This window comes from Methylophaga sp. F-2 (assembly GCF_056859315.1).
Genome location: NZ_JBSXOF010000020.1, coordinates 65,493 through 85,174, shown reverse-complemented (window position 1 = coordinate 85,174; position 19,682 = coordinate 65,493). Strand labels below are relative to the sequence as shown.

18 protein-coding genes are annotated in these 19,682 nt (G+C 44.3%); 5 read left to right on the top strand and 13 right to left on the bottom strand.

Annotation, left to right across the window (positions count from 1 at the left end):
- Positions 1 to 47 precede the first annotated feature (47 nt).
- Genes AC13DA_RS14150 through AC13DA_RS14115 form a run of 8 tightly spaced genes read right to left on the bottom strand, consistent with a single transcriptional unit; the run spans position 48 to position 8,613 of the window.
- Positions 48 to 488, bottom strand: a complete 441-nt coding sequence (locus AC13DA_RS14150) for a hypothetical protein (protein ID WP_284450516.1) — start codon at positions 486 to 488, stop codon at positions 48 to 50.
- Positions 485 to 1,102: a nucleoid occlusion factor SlmA gene (gene slmA / locus AC13DA_RS14145; protein WP_284450515.1), complete on the bottom strand. Its 618-nt coding sequence runs from the start codon at positions 1,100 to 1,102 to the stop codon at positions 485 to 487. The genes AC13DA_RS14150 and slmA overlap by 4 nt, the downstream gene beginning before the upstream one ends.
- The gene (argB, locus tag AC13DA_RS14140; protein ID WP_284450514.1) at positions 1,099 to 1,998 is read right to left on the bottom strand and encodes an acetylglutamate kinase; all 900 of its coding nucleotides are present in this window, start codon (positions 1,996 to 1,998) and stop codon (positions 1,099 to 1,101) included. Before argB ends, slmA begins: the two co-directional genes overlap by 4 nt.
- Before the next feature lie 15 nt (positions 1,999 to 2,013).
- Complete coding sequence (locus AC13DA_RS14135) at positions 2,014 to 4,818, bottom strand: phosphomannomutase/phosphoglucomutase (RefSeq protein WP_284450513.1); 2,805 nt, start codon at positions 4,816 to 4,818, stop codon at positions 2,014 to 2,016.
- 18 nt (positions 4,819 to 4,836) lie between these two features.
- Positions 4,837 to 5,292 carry a dUTP diphosphatase gene (dut, locus tag AC13DA_RS14130; RefSeq protein WP_007144572.1) on the bottom strand — a complete coding sequence of 152 codons (456 nt, stop codon included), beginning with the start codon at positions 5,290 to 5,292 and terminating at the stop codon, positions 4,837 to 4,839.
- Entirely contained in the window at positions 5,264 to 6,493 is a 1,230-nt protein-coding gene (coaBC, locus tag AC13DA_RS14125) for a bifunctional phosphopantothenoylcysteine decarboxylase/phosphopantothenate--cysteine ligase CoaBC (protein ID WP_284450512.1), read from the bottom strand. The genes dut and coaBC overlap by 29 nt, the downstream gene beginning before the upstream one ends.
- Entirely contained in the window at positions 6,490 to 7,848 is a 1,359-nt protein-coding gene (locus tag AC13DA_RS14120) for a YihY/virulence factor BrkB family protein (RefSeq protein WP_284450511.1), read from the bottom strand. Before AC13DA_RS14120 ends, coaBC begins: the two co-directional genes overlap by 4 nt.
- Before the next feature lie 6 nt (positions 7,849 to 7,854).
- The gene (locus tag AC13DA_RS14115) at positions 7,855 to 8,613 is read right to left on the bottom strand and encodes a Nif3-like dinuclear metal center hexameric protein (RefSeq protein ID WP_007144569.1); all 759 of its coding nucleotides are present in this window, start codon (positions 8,611 to 8,613) and stop codon (positions 7,855 to 7,857) included.
- Positions 8,614 to 8,671: 58 nt separating this feature from the next.
- Here AC13DA_RS14115 and AC13DA_RS14110 point away from each other — a divergent pair, with 58 nt between their 5' ends.
- On the top strand, positions 8,672 to 9,349 hold the full coding sequence (locus AC13DA_RS14110; protein ID WP_284450510.1) for a DUF4126 domain-containing protein: 678 nt from the start codon (positions 8,672 to 8,674) through the stop codon (positions 9,347 to 9,349).
- Here AC13DA_RS14110 and AC13DA_RS14105 read toward each other — a convergent pair.
- Positions 9,346 to 10,179 carry a CheR family methyltransferase gene (locus AC13DA_RS14105; RefSeq protein ID WP_273178928.1) on the bottom strand — a complete coding sequence of 278 codons (834 nt, stop codon included), beginning with the start codon at positions 10,177 to 10,179 and terminating at the stop codon, positions 9,346 to 9,348. The genes AC13DA_RS14110 and AC13DA_RS14105 overlap by 4 nt on opposite strands.
- A 114-nt stretch (positions 10,180 to 10,293) precedes the next feature.
- Between AC13DA_RS14105 and AC13DA_RS14100 the strand changes: the two genes are divergently transcribed.
- The 4 genes from AC13DA_RS14100 (at position 10,294) to cynS (ending at position 14,787) form a co-directional block, all read left to right on the top strand.
- Entirely contained in the window at positions 10,294 to 11,124 is an 831-nt protein-coding gene (locus tag AC13DA_RS14100) for an SDR family NAD(P)-dependent oxidoreductase (RefSeq protein ID WP_273178930.1), read from the top strand.
- A 35-nt stretch (positions 11,125 to 11,159) separates the two neighbouring features.
- Positions 11,160 to 13,265: a putative bifunctional diguanylate cyclase/phosphodiesterase gene (locus AC13DA_RS14095; RefSeq protein ID WP_284450509.1), complete on the top strand. Its 2,106-nt coding sequence runs from the start codon at positions 11,160 to 11,162 to the stop codon at positions 13,263 to 13,265.
- A 191-nt stretch (positions 13,266 to 13,456) separates the two neighbouring features.
- Positions 13,457 to 14,299 (top strand): formate/nitrite transporter family protein, encoded by an 843-nt coding sequence (locus AC13DA_RS14090; protein WP_007144564.1) that lies wholly within the window; start codon positions 13,457 to 13,459, stop codon positions 14,297 to 14,299.
- Between the two features lie 47 nt (positions 14,300 to 14,346).
- A complete protein-coding gene (cynS, locus tag AC13DA_RS14085) occupies positions 14,347 to 14,787 on the top strand; it encodes a cyanase (protein ID WP_007144563.1) in 441 nt (146 codons plus the stop codon).
- A 60-nt stretch (positions 14,788 to 14,847) separates the two neighbouring features.
- Here cynS and clpB read toward each other — a convergent pair whose 3' ends face one another.
- The 4 genes from clpB to AC13DA_RS14065 all read right to left on the bottom strand — a co-directional run bounded on the left by clpB (position 14,848) and on the right by AC13DA_RS14065 (position 19,657).
- Complete coding sequence (clpB, locus tag AC13DA_RS14080) at positions 14,848 to 17,433, bottom strand: ATP-dependent chaperone ClpB (RefSeq protein ID WP_284450508.1); 2,586 nt, start codon at positions 17,431 to 17,433, stop codon at positions 14,848 to 14,850.
- 69 nt (positions 17,434 to 17,502) lie between these two features.
- Positions 17,503 to 18,165, bottom strand: a complete 663-nt coding sequence (locus AC13DA_RS14075; RefSeq protein ID WP_284450507.1) for a lysophospholipid acyltransferase family protein — start codon at positions 18,163 to 18,165, stop codon at positions 17,503 to 17,505.
- A 4-nt stretch (positions 18,166 to 18,169) separates the two neighbouring features.
- Positions 18,170 to 18,793, bottom strand: coding sequence for an L-threonylcarbamoyladenylate synthase (locus AC13DA_RS14070; RefSeq protein WP_284450506.1), 624 nt, complete (start codon positions 18,791 to 18,793; stop codon positions 18,170 to 18,172).
- A gap of 30 nt (positions 18,794 to 18,823) precedes the next feature.
- The gene (locus AC13DA_RS14065; RefSeq protein ID WP_284450505.1) at positions 18,824 to 19,657 is read right to left on the bottom strand and encodes a PHP domain-containing protein; all 834 of its coding nucleotides are present in this window, start codon (positions 19,655 to 19,657) and stop codon (positions 18,824 to 18,826) included.
- Positions 19,658 to 19,682 lie beyond the last annotated feature (25 nt).

The window sequence follows — 19,682 nt, the reverse complement described above, 5'->3', positions numbered from 1 at the left end:
CCTCAACTAAGCAAATTTAGTACCATGATGGAGGGAGAATTAAAGAATTAGTTATTAATGCGGTTATGTCGCTTTTCTTCTTTGGCCAGTTTATCAAGCACATCTGTCACTAATTTCCTCGGAATCCAGGCTTCCCCATCATGAACGACTCTTACTGCTCTGACAATTGCGTGTCTTTGTTCGAATGCAACAAAGCCTCGGCATGTAAAGCCTGATAGCTTTAATTGTTCGTATGTGGCAGGTTTGTCAGTAATGATGATGGTCTTTGTTTTCGATAGCCTTAAACTGACGTAAAAACATAACTCATCGGCTGAAAGCTGGTTAGTTTGATCGGAGATCACTAATACATCTGGACTCAATTTTTCAATAGCATCCAGTAATGCTTCAAACGAAGTTTCGTAAATTGCATTTGTCGTAATGTTATGCTGGCTCTGCAATAGAGCAAGTTCCTTCTTTATATCAGAACCGACCAGACAAACATTTATCATGCATAAACCTCAAGCATTTTTGTTAATAACTGCCACTTTTGTTCCCAGCCAATCAGAGGAGATTGTCTGTAGCTACTTCTGACGTATTGTTGCATTTGCCCCTCAACAACAGCGAGTAGTAAATTCGCAGTTTCATTGACAGGTCGACCTCCGGCCTGTGTCAAAGTCAGCTCACGCTCTCTCAAGATCTGTCTGAATTGCATTTCCAGACGGTCAAAAAATTGACTCACGCGTTGTCTTAAACGTTCTGTCTCACCAGTTAAAGCCGTTCCCATTAGAACACTAGTAATTCCTGGATTTTTTGTAGAAAAGCCAAGCATAAGCGTCATAATTTTTTCAATCCGATTCAACGCATTTTGCTCATCTTGTAAAATTCGTTGAATCAGACCAAAAACTGTTTCTTCAGCAAAACCAATTAAACCTTCAAACATTCTCGCTTTGCTCGGAAAATGCCTGTACAAAGCAGCTTCTGATACTCCTAAGCTTGCAGCAAGTTTGGCGGTTGTAATCCGTTCTCCCGGTCTCTGTTCTAACTCAGAAGCAAGTGCTTCTAGAATATCCTGACGACGTGAACGTTTGGTTTCAGCTCTACTGGTTGGTACTGCTTCAGTCATCGACCACCTCCACGAATCAAGGTACCCACGCCCTCGTCAGTAAACATTTCAAGCAATACTGCGTGTTGAACACGTCCATCGATAATATGTGCAGTTGTCACACCCGACTGAACAGCATCTAGAGCACAACCAATTTTTGGCAGCATACCACCGTATATAACACCCTCGTCAATTAAGTCATTGACTTGTTTAGCATTTAAACCAGTTAACAACTGACCATCAGCATCGAGTAAACCAGTGGTGTTTGTTAACAAAATCAATTTCTCTGCTTGGAGCACCTCAGCAATTTTACCCGCTACTAAATCAGCGTTTATATTGTATGACTCACCATCTTTACCTACGCCAATTGGGGCAATAACAGGAATAAAGTCACTATGAATCAGCATATCAATGACGCTGGTATCAATACTGGCTACTTTACCAACATGGCCCAAATCAATTAATTCCGATGCTTTAATATCAGAAGAACTTGAAACATGTAGTTTTTCAGCAAAAATTAAACTGCCATCTTTACCTGTCAGCCCGACGGCCCTGCCACCATGATTATTAATCAAGTTAACGATACTTTTGTTAACTTGACCGCCTAACACCATTTCAACAATATCCATGGTTTCACGATCTGTGACACGCATGCCGTTAACAAATTCACTCTGCTTACCAACACGCTGCAGTAATTCACCTATTTGCGGACCACCACCATGAACAATAACAGGATTGATTCCTACTGCCTTGAGTAAGACCACGTCCCTGGCAAAACTATTTTTTAATGCCTCGTCCACCATGGCATTACCGCCATATTTGATGACCAGTGTCTTGCCAGAAAAGCGCTGGATATACGGCAGCGCTTCAGTTAATACCTGAGCAATATGGGTAGCACGTTGTGTGTTTAAACTCATTCTATCCGTCTTAAATTATAGTTTTAATGTTAGCGTGGGTTTCACTTGTTGCATTTGTTCAATGAACAACTGTTTAATTCTTTCCAATTCAACGTCATTTGTCGCTTCAAACCTTAAGGTTAAAGCAGGAAGTGTATTTGAGATTCGCACTAGTCCCCAACCATCAGCATAATCCACGCGGATACCATCCACAGTAGAAATATCACCACCTTCGGCATTGAAATTACTGAGAAGTGTGGTCATGAAACGTTTCGCTTCAGGATATGGCATATTCACCATAATTTCTGGAGTGGAAACACGTTGACTAATCTCAGCAAACAATTGAGTAGGCGTTCGAGTCATGGGATCTGCTGATAATAACTCAACCAGCCTTGCAGCTGCATAAGTCGCATCATCAAAGCCATACCAGCGGTCATTGAAGAAGAAATGTCCACTCATTTCAGCAGCCAGTGCGGCATTATACTGCTGCATTTTGTTTTTGATAACAGAATGTCCGGATGGCACCATCATTGGCTCACCACCAGCAAAGCGTATCACGCCCTCAAGCAAACTCGTACTTTTTACATCATAAAGGACTGTGGCGCCAGGGGATTTCTCCAGAACAGCTCGTGAAAACAATATCATCAACTGATCTGGCCAGATAATATTTCCTTCTGTATCTACCACGCCAAGACGATCCCCATCCCCATCCACAGCAATACCCAGTTCCGCACCTGTAGACTTCACTTCTGAGATCAAGGATTTAAGGTTTTCGGGTTCCCCCGGATTCGGATGATGATTTGGGAAACGGCCATCGACCTCACAGAATAACTCGATGACATTACAACCAATTTCTTTTAGTACTTTTGGTAATACTTTACCGGCGACACCGTTGCCACAATCTACGACAACTTTTAGTTTACGTTCGAGTTTAATGTCTGACTTGATCCGTTGAACATAAGCTTCCGTCACATCATTCGCCGTAATATTCCCACGGCCGGTCTCAAATGCACCTTGTTTAATACGCCGATAGAGTGCGTGGACTTCATCGCCTTCAAGCGTCTTACCTGCAATGACCAATTTAATGCCATTGTAATTAGCCGGATTATGACTACCGGTGATCATCGCTCCTGAACGTGTTTTTAAATACTCACAAGCAAAATAAACAACCGGAGTGGGAACTTGACCTAGGTCGATAACGTTACAGCCGGTATTGGTCACGCCACGCATAAATGCTTTTGCCAGCGGCTGACTACTTAGCCGGCCGTCATGGCCCACCACTAACTCTGTGACACCTTGAGCGATCATCTGACTACCAACCGCTCGGCCAATCAATGTCATCACAGGCACAGTTAACTGTTCACCCACAATCCCACGGATGTCATAAGCTCGGAAAATAGCTTCATCTGGCAGATGTTGTGCTGAGGGTGGATTTAATTCCAGTTTCTTTTCTGTTGCCGGGAGACTCTGTTGAGTATCTTCGTGAAAAATTTCTTTTGTTTCATCATAAGGCTCTGAAGACAGATCGATTTCAGGTTCAAGTGACAACTTTTCTGTTGCTGAAAATTCAGGCTCAATAAAAACAGAAGTTTCTACATCGTCTGTTGGTGTTTCATCATCCGTCAGCTTAAGCTCAAGTAAATCTGAATTATTCGCCACGGTTTCATCCAGACTTAGACTCGATACGTGTTGTTCAGGGGCGGTAGAGTCCTCATCAACGAAGGATTCTTGCTCATATGGCCTGTCGTAATCAATCACGTCACTATCGTATGATTCACTCTCTTCCCGAACCTCTGGCGGCGTTTCAACAAGTGTTTCACTTCGTTCCAGTGTTTCAGTTTCATCAATGACAAATGTGTTAAGCGGTTCTTCAACAGGTAAAGCCCGTTTCTTCTCTGGTATAGCAAGTTGTTGGATCAGCTCTCTGACACCATACAACTCACTGAAAACTAATGGATACTTTGTTTTCAGCTTAACTTCTTGCAGGTCTCTGAGCTGTTCTTCTAATCTATTAGCATCAGAGTGTAATAATTTCGTTTGCCACCAATCTCTGAGCATCCATATCAGTACAATCAAAATCATAACAGGCGCGAGAAACAACCATAATGGTGTTCCAGCACTCGTGGTTACCGACCACAGCTTCACTTGCCAGTAAGAGTTAGGTATGGGTTGAGATATAACGGGTTCGGCTTGTTTATATTGACTGTCACCTATTGTGGTAAGAAGACCTGTTGGTAAATCCCCTTGGCTGATCTCAATATATGCGTCAGGTACCAGCCCTGGGTTAATCAGTTGAATATCCGTTGGTTTCAAAGCAATCGCAACAGCTGCATATTGCTGCTTATCATCAAGAGGTACTCTCGCCGCCAGCAAAATATGATCGGCTTTTCCATCTTGCATAATCATCGCAACATCAGCTTGCGTCTGCGTAGTTATTTGTCTCAAACTTTTCAGTGATACGTAAGAAATGGGCAAACACCCTTCATTTGTTGGCGCATCATATTCTCTGGTGATTAAACAAATGGCCTTAGCTGAAGGAAAAAAACGGTTGGCCAGATTTTTCCAATCATCAACATCGTAAATATTCTTGGTGTTAGCGAGCTGCTTTGTTTCGGTTAACTCGGCAAGGCTAAGTGCTGTTTGCTGCCATTCTTTAATTTGTTGCTGATAACTCGCTATGACAGCATTAACAATTTGTTGACTCTTCTCACGCTGAGTATTTTGCTGAGTGGTATTGGCTTGCGTATTGATGAAAACAACTGCAGCACTGACACCTAAAAGCATAACCAGTAGCAAAAGAACACTAACAAACTTGCTTCCCAGCTTTTCCATCATGGCCATGCCAATCCCCTTTGACTACTACTGACGTCCAGTATGTCCAAACCCACCTGCGCCACGCTCCGACGAGGTGAACTCATCGACCTTCTCAAACCCTACCTGTACAACGGGAACAAAAACCATTTGCGCAATACGTTCTCCCACACTGATTTCAAATTTATCTGTGCCACGGTTCCAGCATGAAACAAACACCTGGCCTTGGTAGTCGCTGTCTATTAATCCAACCAGGTTTCCTAACACAATCCCATGCTTATGGCCTAAGCCTGATCGTGGCAGCAGCACAGCAGCCAGCGTGGCATCATCAATATGAATAGCAAGGCCAGTAGGTATTAAAACGGTTTCACCAGGCGCCAGTGTGACGGGCTCATCAAGGCAGGCTCGCAAATCTAACCCTGCAGAACCTGACGTTGCGTAATCAGGAAGAGCAATGCTGTCGCCCAGTCTTGGATCAAGAATTTTTAATTGAATTTTTTGCATAGAATCTTTTTATTATTAATGTCATTAGTTCTCTTGCCAGCTGCGTTTTAGGCATCAGTGGCAATGTTTGCTCGCCGTCGGTCCAGATAATATGCAACGCATTATCATCCACAGCAAACCCCTGATTTTCTCCAACCAAATTAGCCGCAATCATATCGAGTTTTTTTCGTGCTAACTTGGATTTTGCATATTCCGTTAAATTCTGTGTTTCAGCTGCAAATCCTACGACAAATGATGGCTTATTGTGTCGATTTGTCACAGTAGACACAATGTCTATCGTCGGTTCAAGTTCTATTTGTATCGACTGCTCTGAGTTTTTTTTAATTTTTTCTTGCTGAACCTGAATGGGACGATAATCAGAAACAGCCGCACAACTGATAAAAATATCACACGCATCGAGACTATCCTCAACAGCTAAGGCCATTTCTTCTGTCGTTTCAACATTGATACGTCTTACCGCTGTAGGTGTGGCTAATTGAACCGGCCCGGCGATAATAGTCACCTTCGCCCCGGCTTCTTTAGCAGCCTGCGCGATAGCAAAGCCCATTTTTCCAGAGCTACGGTTACCAATAAATCTCACAGGATCAATCGGCTCATAGGTTGGGCCGGCAGTAATTACCACCTGTTTCCCAGCCAACAGTCCCGGTACCATTAAACGGTCTAATTCATAGATAATATCTAATGGTTCCAGCAGCCGACCTTCGCCTTGTTCGCCGCAAGCTTGATTACCGCTGGCTGGACCAATCACACTGACGCCACGTTGTTTTAATAATGCTAAATTGCTCTGCGTTGCTGCGTTTGACCACATTTTGTTATTCATTGCCGGTGCGACGGCAATCGGCGCTTCTGTTGCCAGACAAACGGCTGCAAGAATATCATCAGCACGACCAGAAACCAGTCTGGAAAGACAGTCCGCCGTGGCAGGGGCAATCAGAATCCAATCAGCCCAGCGTGCTAATGCAATATGTCCCATTGCTGACTCTTCGTCGGCGTCTAACAAGGTCATCGCCACAGGGTGACCACTTAAGGTCTGCAATGTCAGCGGTGTAATAAATTCAGCCGCGCCCGTTGTCATCATGACACGCACCTCGGTGCCAAAATCTTTCAGGCGTCGAATTAAATCTGCTGCTTTGTAAGCGGCAATGCTACCGGTGACACCAATAACAATCTTCTTACCATTTAATGATGAGACGTCGCTCATTCTCCCTCTTTCCTCATAGCAAGCTCACGTAACGTTAGATCACCTAATACCTCAGCCTGAGCATCACCAATGTCTTTCAGTAACTTGTTCACGTCTTTATCCAGAACACCTTTAACGTGATAGGCACTATTCTCTTCCGCCGTACGTAAACAATTTAATAAAGCGGCCACTTTAATGGTGGCGATATCAGATGAAGGTACATATCGAGTTTCATCACCAGCGACTTCAACAAGAAACCCACCTTTCTCAAGACTACTGAGTAAGTCCTGTAAGGCATTATTGGTCAGTCCCGTTTGCTCTTCCAGATGCTGTATGGTGAGCGGCGGCAAATTTTGGCAAAATCGTCTTGCAATCACCGTCATCAACCACAAACCTTCACGCTCACGTAAACGTGGACTTAAGGTTAATGGTTTCCCCGCCAATCTCACCAACTTAGGATGCTGCAGATAAAACGCAACCTGAGAACCTGTCAACAAAATAAACCAAGCCAGATACAGCCAAATCATAAAGAAAAACAAAATCGCAAAGCTCGAATAGATCGCCGTGTAGTTGGACGAGGAAGCCACAAATTTTGCAAACACCGTACCCACGCCAATCCACAAGGCACCGGCAACTGATGCTCCGATCAATGCCGGGCTGAATTTTACCTTGGTATTTGGGATAAATTTATATAAAAACGTAAATGCCGTAATAATCATTAAATAAGGTAATAACTTAGTACCGATGACCAGCAAGGTCCCAAATGGCTCGATACTACTCAACTGCTTGACGAATTCATGATTAACAACGGTTGCCACGAGTCCAAGTGCAGAAAAAATCAACACTGGTCCAATCATCACAACACTAAGATAGTCAGTAAAACGTCGAGCTAATGAGCGTGAACGCTTTACGCGCCAAACAAAATTAAACGCATTCTCAATTTTCTGAACCAGTGCGATGATGGTGTAGAACAACATAGCCACACCAATAGATCCCAAAACACCGACCTTCACATTCTGGACAAAACGAATAATATTTTCGGTAATTTCCGGGCCGCGATCGCCCAATGGTTCCAGCAGGCTCAACAGCATAGGTTCCATTTGATTATGGACACCAAAGGCTTTTAAAACCGAAAACGCAACGGCAATGAGTGGCACCAAAGAAAGAATGGTTGTAAACACCAAGCTCATAGCGCGCAAATTCAGCTCACCCGTCGCCAACTCCCGAACCATAATATAAGTCACGCGAATCGCATTAACCCAAAACCGCCATAAGGGTGAAGCATCCTCGGGCAGGTCTTCCCACAATGTGCTGTCAAAAAAACGTTGAACACGATGACGCTGTTGCTGATAAGTATTTAAGACGGAATTCAACATGAGTACCTAAACCGGATTATCTATATCAATAAAATGATGAACGATATCAAACTGTTCTGCCAGCATTTCTCCCATGGCTTTCACCCCATATCGCTCTGTCGCGTGATGGCCGGCAGCCATGTAGTTAATGCCTAATTCACGTGCCATATGTACAGTTGGTTCAGAAATCTCACCGCTAATGTACAAATCCAGCCCAAGCTCAGCAGCATACTGTAGATACCCCTGAGCGGCGCCCGTGCACCAACCAACCGTGGTAATCGGTCGGTCATGCCCTTGTATCACTAAAGGATCGCGTTTTAATTTTTGCCGAACATGACTGCTGAATGCAGATAACGATAAGGGCTCCGGCAAACTACCACATAAGCCAATTGCCGGCTCTCCCATGCCAGAAATACGTCCATCGACTTCGATGCCTAACAACTCAGCCAATTGTGCATTATTGCCCAGCGTCGGATGCGCATCCAATGGCAGGTGATAGGCAATTAAATTAATATCATTCTCAAGCAACAGTCTTAATCTGCGCTGTTTCATGCCGATTATACGGGCATCCTCTCCCCGCCAGAAATAACCATGATGAACCAATATCGCATCGGCATTTAACTCAATCGCTTCTTCAAGCAAGGCTTCTGATGCTGTCACGCCAGTAACCAGCGTCGTAATCTCTTCCCGACCTTCAACCTGAAGACCATTGGGACAGTAATCATTAAAACGCTCAGGTTCCAAAACATGATTGATATAGGCGAGAAATTCAGTTCGGGTTATCATCAACTCAAATCCCTATGGCTTAAGTAAGTCATCACTATAACAAAATGGAGAGCAATCAATGGAAGCAGTCAATATTATTGCACTCAGTATGGGAGCAGCATGGGCTAGCGGGATCAATCTCTACGCGACCATATTTATGCTCGGCTATATGGGCACGACCGGCAATATTGTATTGCCTGATGAACTCCAGCTGCTCACCGATCCCATGGTGATGGCGGCAGCAGGCTTTATGTACTGTGTTGAATTTTTTGCTGATAAGATTCCAGGCGTCGATTCCGGCTGGGATACCATGCATACCTTCATCAGAATTCCAGCAGGGGCGATGTTAGCTGCAGGCGCGGTTGGCGATGTCAGCCCGGCAGTGGAACTAACCGCAGCGTTGTTAGGAGGTACACTGGCCGCTGGCAGCCATGCAACTAAGGCAGGCAGTCGCTTATTGATTAATACCTCTCCTGAGCCTGTTACAAACTGGGCAGCATCCATCAGCGAAGACTTATTAGTTATTGCTGGATTATGGACGGCGCTTCACCATCCGGTATTATTTTTGATTGCACTGGTGGTGTTTGTTGTTTTGATGATTTGGCTTTTACCAAGATTGTGGCGCTTACTAAAAGCGATTTTTCAGAAAGTTGGCGCATGGCTGGGACTAACAAAACCGACTGAGAGCAATCCTGTTGAGCCAATTCCAACTGAGACGACCCCACCGGTCAAGAAAATTGAACACGATCCGCACTAATCTTTTTTGCGATAAACCGTACTATGTGGTGTGCGAACAAGATCAAAGGCATCGGTATAACCACTGATCGTTTCTGATGCTCCCAGGAATAAATAGCCACCTTTATTTAACGATTGTGCCATCCGTTGCAGAATGTCTTTTTTTCGATCAGCAGAAAAATAAATCAGTACATTTCGGCAAAAAATAATATCGAATTTGCCTAATGTACCAAAGCTTTGCAGCAGGTTCTGAGGTCTGAAACTAACCCGTTGTTTAACCTCATCTATTACACGCCAACGATCACCCTGTTTAGTGAAAAATTGCTGACGACGCTGATCGGATAAGCCCCGGCCAACCGCCACATCTTCATATTCAGCTTTTTTAGCCTGCACCAGCATTGAGCTTGAAATATCTGTTGCGATAATCTGACTGGAAGCGATTCTGTTAGATGGGAATTTACGACAGTACTCACTTAACATCATGCTGATAGTGTATGGTTCCTGACCGGATGAACATGCCGCTGACCAGATTCTGAGTGAGCTACTACGCAGTTTGTCTAATTCTGGAAAAATGACCTGACCTAATGTTTCAAATGGCTGAACATCACGAAACCACGAGGTTTCGTTAGTAGTCATCGCATCAATAACGGCATCACGCAGATGATGAGGCTGTCCTCGCTCAACAGCCGAAATTAAATTCGACAGACTAGCGATATTTTCATCACGGAGCAGTCGTGTCAGCCTGCTAACAATGAGATATTGCTTGCCATCCCCGAGAAGAATGCCGCAGGCATCTTCCAAGAAACGCTTAAAGCGTTGGTAATCAATATCCGTTATTTCTTGCGTCTGCATAGTGTCCCAGGGTTAAGTATCAAAGGAATATATAGCATATCGGACAATATACTTAAACATTTACCCCTACATCCGATAAAGTGACAAATAGTTTAGGAAAGATAAATTAATCAAATGAAAACATGTCTTATCACAGGTTGCTCAAGTGGCATTGGTTTATGTGCTGCAATCACATTACATCAGCGTGGTTATAAAGTCGTCGCCACCGTCCGTAATGACAGCGATAAAACATCACTTGAGCAACATGGTATTTACACCATCATCATGGATTTGGCGAATGAAAACAGCGTTAGCACAGGTTTTCAGCAAGCATTAATCTATCTCAATAATCAATTAGACGGACTGTTTAATAATGCCGCTTTTGGACAGCCTGGTGCTGTTGAAGACTTATCGCGAACGGCCTTAAAAGAACAGTTTGAAACGAATGTATTTGGTACACAACAGCTTACTAACCTCGCTATCACACATATGCGGCGACAAGGTTATGGACGCATTATTTATAACAGCTCGGTATTGGGACTAGTTGCTTTGGCTTACCGTGGTGCATACAACGCCAGTAAATTCGCTATAGAAGGCTTGGCCGATACGCTAAGGATAGAGCTTCATGGCACGAATATCGATGTCAGTTTGATTGAACCTGGCCCGATAACCAGCCGGTTTCGTGATAACGCCTATGCGAAGTATCTTCAGCATATTGATAAAACAAACAGTGCCCATCAGGAAACCTATCAAGCGATGGAAGCGAGGCTCAAGAAAAAAGGCCCAGCAGCGCCTTTTACTCTACCTGCAGATGCCGTTGTTAAAAAATGTATCCATGCGCTAGAGGCAAAAAAACCCAAAAGGCGTTACTACGTCACTTTTCCTACTTATCTTTTTGCATATAGTAAGAGACTGCTACCGGCTGCTGTATTAGACTGGTTGTGCCGAAAGGTTTCAGATAGCTAGCCTGAAAGGATGCGCATGATGAATAAGCTGTCACTATGAGAGATACCACACATTCAAACACGGTTATCATCACCAGAAACCGCATTCTGGCAGGCAGTGTTTTATCCGCTGTTATCACTGTTAGCGCATTCTTTTTGATACCTTATCTTTTCCCGACTGTCTCACATATCAAATGGATTGCAGCGACAATAAGCTCTGTTTGTTATTTATTCCTTATCCTATTTCTATCACGTCACCTCACTCGTTCTATTCAATCGAGCTTCGATGACATAGGTCAACTCACCCTCTCCGTTCCTTTGGTTGCCAGTAAAAAATTTATTGAGGCCCGCGAACAATGCGAGTCTGTTAATGAAAACAATTCAGACCATGCCATTGTCAATCTGAAACAAGAGCTATGTAATCTGGCAACGATACTCGAGGCTCTGGAAGACAAAGTTTCTCAGCGCAATAAAGCTGTTTTTAGAGCACATCAAGCACTAAAGAACGAACGCGACTTCATCACTCAACTTGTTGATACGGCACAGATGATCGTAATGACATCCGATGATAAACAGGTGATTCACTTGTTCAACCATTATGGAGAGCAGTTAACGGGATTTAGTCGTGAAGAAGTGGAAGGATCGGATGTGGCTCGCTTCTTCCCTCCTGGTCACTGGTCTGAAACCAATAATATTTTGAAAGAACTATTAATTGGTAATATTCAGATCGCCCAGCAAGAAGCCGAACTTGTTGATAAAGCAGGTAGCTTAAAACAAATTTCCTGGTTTCATTCGCGCGTAGAAAGGAATAACGAAGAAACCATGATCCTCTCAGTAGGACTGGATAACACTCAAACTCGAGCAGCAGAAAAACGTATCGTATGGATGGCTGAACATGATCCTCTAACCGATTTATGTAATAGAAGAAAATTTACTGAAGAGTTTGAAAAATCATTGCAAACGGCGATTCGCTATCAGCACAACAGCACACTTTTGTTATTGGATCTCGACCGCTTTAAGGATATTAATGATACCAGCGGTCACCGAGCTGGTGATGAAGCGCTCAAGCTAGTTGCAAAAGCACTCAATAGAATCACCCGTTTTACTGACTTTGTTGCACGTTTAAGTGGTGATGAGTTCGCCGTCATCATGCCAGAAAGTGACGAGGCCGGTGCGATTACACTCTCGGAAAAGATACTGGCTGAGCTTTCAACCATTCATCTGAACTATGCATCTGTGCGTCATACAATCTCCGCCAGCATCGGTATCGTCAATTATCCTCTACAAGATGCCACAACCAACGAGCTGATGGGCTTTGCGGATTTAGCCATGTATCGGGCTAAAGCTAACGGCAAAGGTCGTTATCATATTTTTTCGCTCGATGATCAAAGCCGTGAACAGCTACAAAAAAGGGTTTACTGGAAACAGAAAATCGAAGAAGCCTTGGAGAATCATCTATTTGTTTTATATTTCCAACCCATTCTTAACCTGAGTAATAATGAAATCCAGCATTATGAAGTGTTGGTCAGAATGCGAAACCCTGAAACCCAGGAAATCACCTTACCAGGTAAGTTTATCGAGATTGCTGAAGAAGTTGGACTGATACAAAGTATCGATCATTACGTACTGCACCACAGCATAAAAAAATTAGGTGAATTGCAGAAACAAGGCTCAAAAGTGGAGTTTGCTATCAACCTGTCCGGCGCGGTTGTTGATACACCCGTTTTATTGCCATACCTTAAAAAATTAATTAAGCGCTTTGATGTCGATCCTAGTGCCTTGATTTTCGAGGTTACTGAAACTGTTGCGGTTGCCAATCTGTATCAGGCAAAACTGATGATGACAGCAATAAAAGCGCTGGGCTGTCGTTTTTCATTGGATGATTTTGGTGTTGGTTTTGCTTCATTCAACTATATGCGTGAATTACCCATCGACATTATCAAGATTGATGGTATTTTCATCAAAAATCTGGATATCAATGCGGATGATCAGCTGTTTGTTAAGGCACTGATAGATGTCGCCAAAGGCTTAGGACGTAAGACCATTGCTGAATTTGTCGAAAACGAAGCCATTCTTACTATCCTGCAGAACTACGGCGTCGACTTTGCACAAGGTTTTTATATCGGCAAACCTCAACAAGACTTGTTATCCGGAACACATTAAACGGCATCACGACTGGATGTCTTCCTGCACCATGCAGGATCAAAACATTCAATATGGTGCAAAAACGTATCACCCTCTCTCCAAAAAAAACCAATAACCCATTGATAAATAATTAATTTTAAAATTGGCATAATAAATGCCAATTTAGTCTTATCTTTTTATCATCGTGATTGTGTGGAGAAATAGCGGTTATGTCTTATATAAGCCCAGGTGAGTTTGTAAAAACAATGGTAGATGCGGGTGAGTCAAAATTATTTATGGCCACCCGTGACGTATTAATACGTTCATTTATGGCTGGCGCCATTTTAGCTATTGCTGTGGCTCTTGCGGTTACGGCTGCCGTCCAAACCGGTATTCCCATTGTCGGCGCCTTAATCTTTCCCGTCGGGTTTTGTATTCTCAATTTATTGGGCTTTGATTTATTAACCGGTGTATTTGCTCTGGTGCCTCTGGCCTTATTTGATAAACGGCCAGGGGCAACATTCAATGGCTTACTAAAAAACTGGGGACTGGTTGCTTTGGGTAATTTACTAGGCGCTTTAACAACAGCAGTGTTGATCGGCATTGCCTGGACTTTTGCATTTACCACGGAGCCCGGTGCGGCTGGACAAGCCATTGCCAAAGCAGCTGAAGCCAGAACCCTCGGCTTTGCTGAACATGGAGCCGCAGGTTGGTTAACGGTATTTGTTAAAGGGATTTTATGTAACTGGATGGTATCTGTCGGTGTGGTCGGTGCCATGCTGTCAAAAGATGTGATCGGTAAAGTTATCGCGATGTGGATGCCCATTCTTATCTTCTTTGGTCTGGTGTTTGAGCATGCTGTCGTGAATATGTATTTATTCCCACTTGGCATGATGATGGGCGCTCCTATCACCATTGCTGACTGGTTAATCTGGAATGAAATCCCCGTTATTTTAGGCAATTTAGTTGGCGGTCTGCTGTTAACGGGCATGGTGCTCTATGCCACCCATCTAAAACCAGGCCCAACCCGTAGCCGTGTGATTAAGCCCGATAACAAAGTGACGGCAAATTAACCTTCATCTACTGAAAATGAATTAATTCCAAAAACGCGAGGAACATAATGAATAAGCTGGAAATGACACAAGCCATTATGGTGGCGAAAGAAAATAAGCAGTTACAGTGGGAAAAGATTGCCGAAGTCATCGGCATGTCTACAGTCTGGACCACCTCAGCTTGTCTGGGAATGAATAGCATGCCAGCAGAAAAAGCACGTGCTTTATGCGAACTTCTGGAGTTACCAGCAGAAGTCAAAACAGCTCTTGAGGCCTACCCAATCAAAAATTGGGATGAGAGTGTGCCTAAAGATCCGTTGATTTATCGTCTTTATGAAATTGTTGGGGTATATGGCCCCACCCTGAAAGAAGTCATTCAGGAAAAGTTTGGTGATGGCATTATGAGTGCCATTGATTTTAATATGTCCGTAGAACGAGAACACGACCCCAAAGGTGATCGTGTTGTCGTGACCATGAATGGTAAATTTTTACCCTATAAAGCCTGGTAGATTACCCCTTGGTGAAGGGAGATAAACTACGGTTTTCTCCCTTCTTTTTTTGCCCAGGTTTTAGTGAAGTTTGAGCTCTTTGAACACCAGCTTATCCGCTTCAACTTCAATGTTGACAGTATCACCAGCAGAAAACTTACCTGACAATAAATCCTGCGCCAGTGGATTTTCAATCTCATGCTGAATCACCCGTTTCAGCGGTCTTGCCCCATACACAGGGTCAAAGCCTTCCGAGGCAATCAAGTCCAATGCCTCATCGGATAACATCAGTTTCATATCTCGCTCTGCTAATCTTGCTCGCAGATGTGATAACTGAATCTCGGCAATCGCACGGATTTGTGCTTGTTGTAATGGGTGGAACACCACCACATCATCCACACGGTTAATAAACTCCGGACGAAAATGCTGTGACACAATCTCCATCACCGCGGCTTTCATCGCGTCATAATTTTCTTCACCCGCCATTTCCTGAATAACACTCGATCCCAAGTTCGAAGTCATCACAATTACCGTATTACGGAAATCCACAGTACGCCCTTGTCCATCCGTCAAACGGCCATCATCCAGTACCTGAAGCAGAATATTAAAGACATCCGGATGGGCTTTTTCCACTTCGTCTAACAAAATCACTGAATAAGGTTTGCGTCTGACGGCTTCTGTCAGATAACCACCTTCCTCATAACCCACATAGCCAGGCGGTGCACCAACCAGACGTGCAACCGAGTGTTTTTCCATAAACTCTGACATATCAATGCGAATCATCGCATCCTGTGTATCAAACAAGAAGTTAGCCAGAGATTTACACAACTCCGTTTTACCTACTCCGGTTGGCCCTAAAAATAAGAATGATCCGTTAGGACGATGGGGATCAGACAGACCTGCCCGACTACGACGAATCGCATTGGCCACTGAAGTGACCGCTTCATCCTGACCAATCACGGTTTCGTGTAAGGCGTCGTCCATTTTCAACAATTTGTCACGTTCGCCTTCCAGCATTTTTGATACAGGAATACCCGTCCATTTAGAGACGACTTCAGCAATTTCTTCTTCACCGACTTTATTACGCAGTAAAGTGAATTCCTGCATTTCGGCTTCTGTTGCCAGTTTCAACTGTTTTTCCAACTCTGGAATACGTCCATACTGTAGTTTGGCCATTTTTTCATAATCGGCACTACGATTGGCAGCATCCAATTCCAGTCGCGCTTTTTCCAGCTCTTCTTTCACGTGCTGACTGCCATGTAACGACGCTTTCTCAGACTTCCAGACCTCTTCCAGATCGGTATATTCTCTGGCCAGTTTTTTCATCTCAGTTTCGAGCGTTTCAAGCCGTTTTTTGGAAGCATCATCACTTTGTTTTTTCAGTGCCATGCGTTCAATTTTTAATTGAATCAAACGACGCTCAAGCCGATCCAGTACCTCTGGCTTGGAGTCAATTTCCATACGAATACGACTCGCTGCTTCATCGATAAGATCAATCGCTTTATCAGGCAGTTTTCTGTCTGTGATGTAACGGTTAGACAACGTCGCTGCGGCAACAATCGCCGGATCCGTAATATCCACCCCATGATGCACTTCATAACGCTCTGCCAGACCACGTAAGATCGCAATCGTCGATTCCACCGTAGGCTCGCCGACAATCACTTTTTGGAAACGACGTTCCAGCGCAGCATCTTTTTCTACATATTGGCGATACTCATTTAAGGTTGTGGCACCGATACAGTGAAGCTCACCACGTGCCAGCGCAGGTTTGAGCATATTTCCGGCATCCATTGCGCCTTCAGCCTTACCGGCCCCAACCATGGTATGAATTTCATCGATAAACAGAATGATCTGACCTTCTTGTTTCGATAGATCATTCAAAACCGCCTTCAAGCGTTCTTCAAACTCACCACGGAATTTGGCACCGGCAATCAACGAGCCCATGTCCAAAGCTAAAACCCGTTTGTTTTTCATACCATCCGGTACTTCGCCATTGACGATACGCTGTGCTAACCCTTCAACAATCGCGGTTTTACCCACCCCAGGTTCACCGATAAGGACAGGGTTATTTTTGGTACGACGCTGTAAGACCTGAATAGTGCGACGAATTTCATCATCACGACCAATCACCGGGTCTAATTTGCCCGCTTCAGCTCTTGCTGTTAGATCAATCGTGTATTTTTCCAGAGCTTGGCGTTGCTCTTCTGCGTTTAGATCGGTCACTCGCTCCCCTCCACGAATTTTATCAATAGCGGCATTAATCGCTGTTTTGTTACCGCCATGTTTGCGAAGTAATTCACCATGTTGGTTTTTATCTTCCGCCAGCGCCAATACAAACAGTTCACTGGAAATATATTGATCCTGACGTTGCTGTGCCAGCTTATCCGTTTGATTCAATAATCGGCTTAAATCTTGTGAAACATGGATATCACCATTACCACCTTCAACCTGAGCCAGTCGTGATAACTGCTGGTCTAAATCAGCTTGATAAGCCGCAACATTAACACCACTCTGAGCCAGAATAGGTTTCACACTGCCATTTTGTTGTTGCAGTAAAGCCAGCATTAAATGCACGGGTTCGATGAACTGATGATCTTGCCCTACAGCCATACTTTGGGCAGCCGCGAGCGCTTCCTGGAATTTACTGGTTAATTTATCTATTTGCATACGAGGTATTTCCCCTGAAAAAGTAAGTTAATACAGAAATGGGGGAAGCCTCGATAAAAATCAAGAGAGCTAATGCGGATGTTTTTGCAACGTTTCGATATAGCTTGTTAATTGAGCTTTAAGCTCATCGATTTCCTGCAAAGGTGATATAGGTTTGCCAACACGGATCTGAACATGGCTGGGAACAAAGGGCGCGAGTAACACCTGTCCTTGCGCTGTAATCCCATCCAATCGCACCGGATAAATTGGCGTTTTTGTCCATATTGCCAAGCGAATGACACCTGCTTTTATTGCTCTTGGTGGGTCGGTATCTAAATGAATTTTACCATGCGGAAATAAGGCGATGATTTCTCCCTGTTCCAAAGCCCGTCTCGCTGCACGAAGTGCTTGTTCAGCCCGGCCTTGACGATCAACAGGAATACAACCAGCGGCTTTGAAAATCCAGTGAAGTACAGGCCGATGATATTCTTCAGCCGCAATTAAAAACCGTAATGGTCGACGGCTAGCCGCAATTAATAATAGGGGATCGAGGCCAGAAACATGATTAGCAGCAACAATCGCAGGACCGTGTTCAGGCAAGGGTAAAACCAGACCGGGATGGCGATGTAACACTTTACAAAGAATACGGGTAAGACCATCCAGCCAATTCACATAAATACCACCCCAGTCAGCGCGTGACTTAGATAGACAGACAGCAAAAAAGACTAATAAGAGAATAAGCGTTACCCACATGTGCTTAGCTCTCGAATGGGGTTGTATCTCCCATACCATGTCGGGTGACTTCAGGTAAGTCATCGACAAATTCAACCACGGTGGTTGGCTCGGCACCGCAGGCACCGCCATCAATAATTAAATCCACCTGTTTACCAATGGCATCGACAATATCTTCGGCATCCGTCATGGGCATATCATCGCCTGGCAAAATCAGGGTTGAACTCATTAGGGGTTCATTCAGTTCTTCCAGCAGTGCCAACGCAATTGTGTGTTCCGGAATACGTAAACCAATGGTTTTACGTTTGGGGTGCTGTAACTTGCGAGGCACTTCTTTGGTCGCCGGTAAAACAAAGGTATATGGTCCTGGCGTATAGGCTTTTAATAAACGAAACACCGCATTATTGAATTTCGCATAGGTCGAGAGTTCTGATAAATCACGACACACCAACGTGAAGTTATGTTCGGCATCTAACTGACGGATTCGACGCAAACGTTCCATTGCATCGTTATCACCAATCTGACACCCCAATGCATAGCCTGAATCCGTTGGATACACAATCAGCCCACCACGACGAATGATTTCGCAAGCCTGTTTGATCAGTCTTACCTGAGGGTTGTCTGGATGTATTTGAAAAAACTGGCTCATATAAAAATCACACTTATAAAGATTAAGGGCTTAATTCACCCATGTAGACCAGATGGGTGTCACATTTGGCGGCAACACCGTCATTTTACCTAGTTCAGTATAACTATTATCTGGGCTGTGGAAGTCTGAACCTGCTGAAGCTAACAAATCAAATTCGGTTGCTAACCTTGCCATTGTTCTGACTTCCTCTGGATGCTGCGCACCAGAGGCAACCTCGATTCCGGAACCACCCAATGCTTTGAATTCTGCCACGAGTTTCCGGCGTTTTGTTGCGGTCATTTTGTAACGTGCAGGATGAGCAATAACGGCCTGCCCGCCTGCGCCGGTAATCCAGTTGACGGTATCTTCAAGACTGGCCCAATGCCCCGTGACATAACCCGGTTTATTACGAACCAGAAAACGCTTAAAGACATCTTTCATATCTTTTGCGTAGCCTTTTTCGACTAAAAAGCGGGCAAAATGCACCCGACCAAGCATCGTTTCAGAGGCATACTGGCTGGCGCCTTCATAAGCACCATGAATGCCGGCTTTATCTAATCGAGTCGCAATATCTATCGCACGCTGACGGCGATAATCTCGCAATGCTGATAAACCTTGTTGTAAAACTTCATTATCGATATCTATCTGCAGTCCCACGATATGCACTGTGGCACCATTCCAGCTGACGGAAATTTCCACCCCTGGAATCAAAACCACATCCTGCAGCTGAGCCTCTGCCATAGCCAGCCTGATACCTTCTGTTCCATCATGGTCGGTCAACGCAAGGTGCGTGACACCTTGTTGTTTAGCGCGAGCCACTAGGGCTTCAGGCGACAGTGAGCCATCAGAGGCTGTGGAATGGGTATGTAAGTCAAACTGAGTCATAAGTACTATTTTACGATAGAATGCA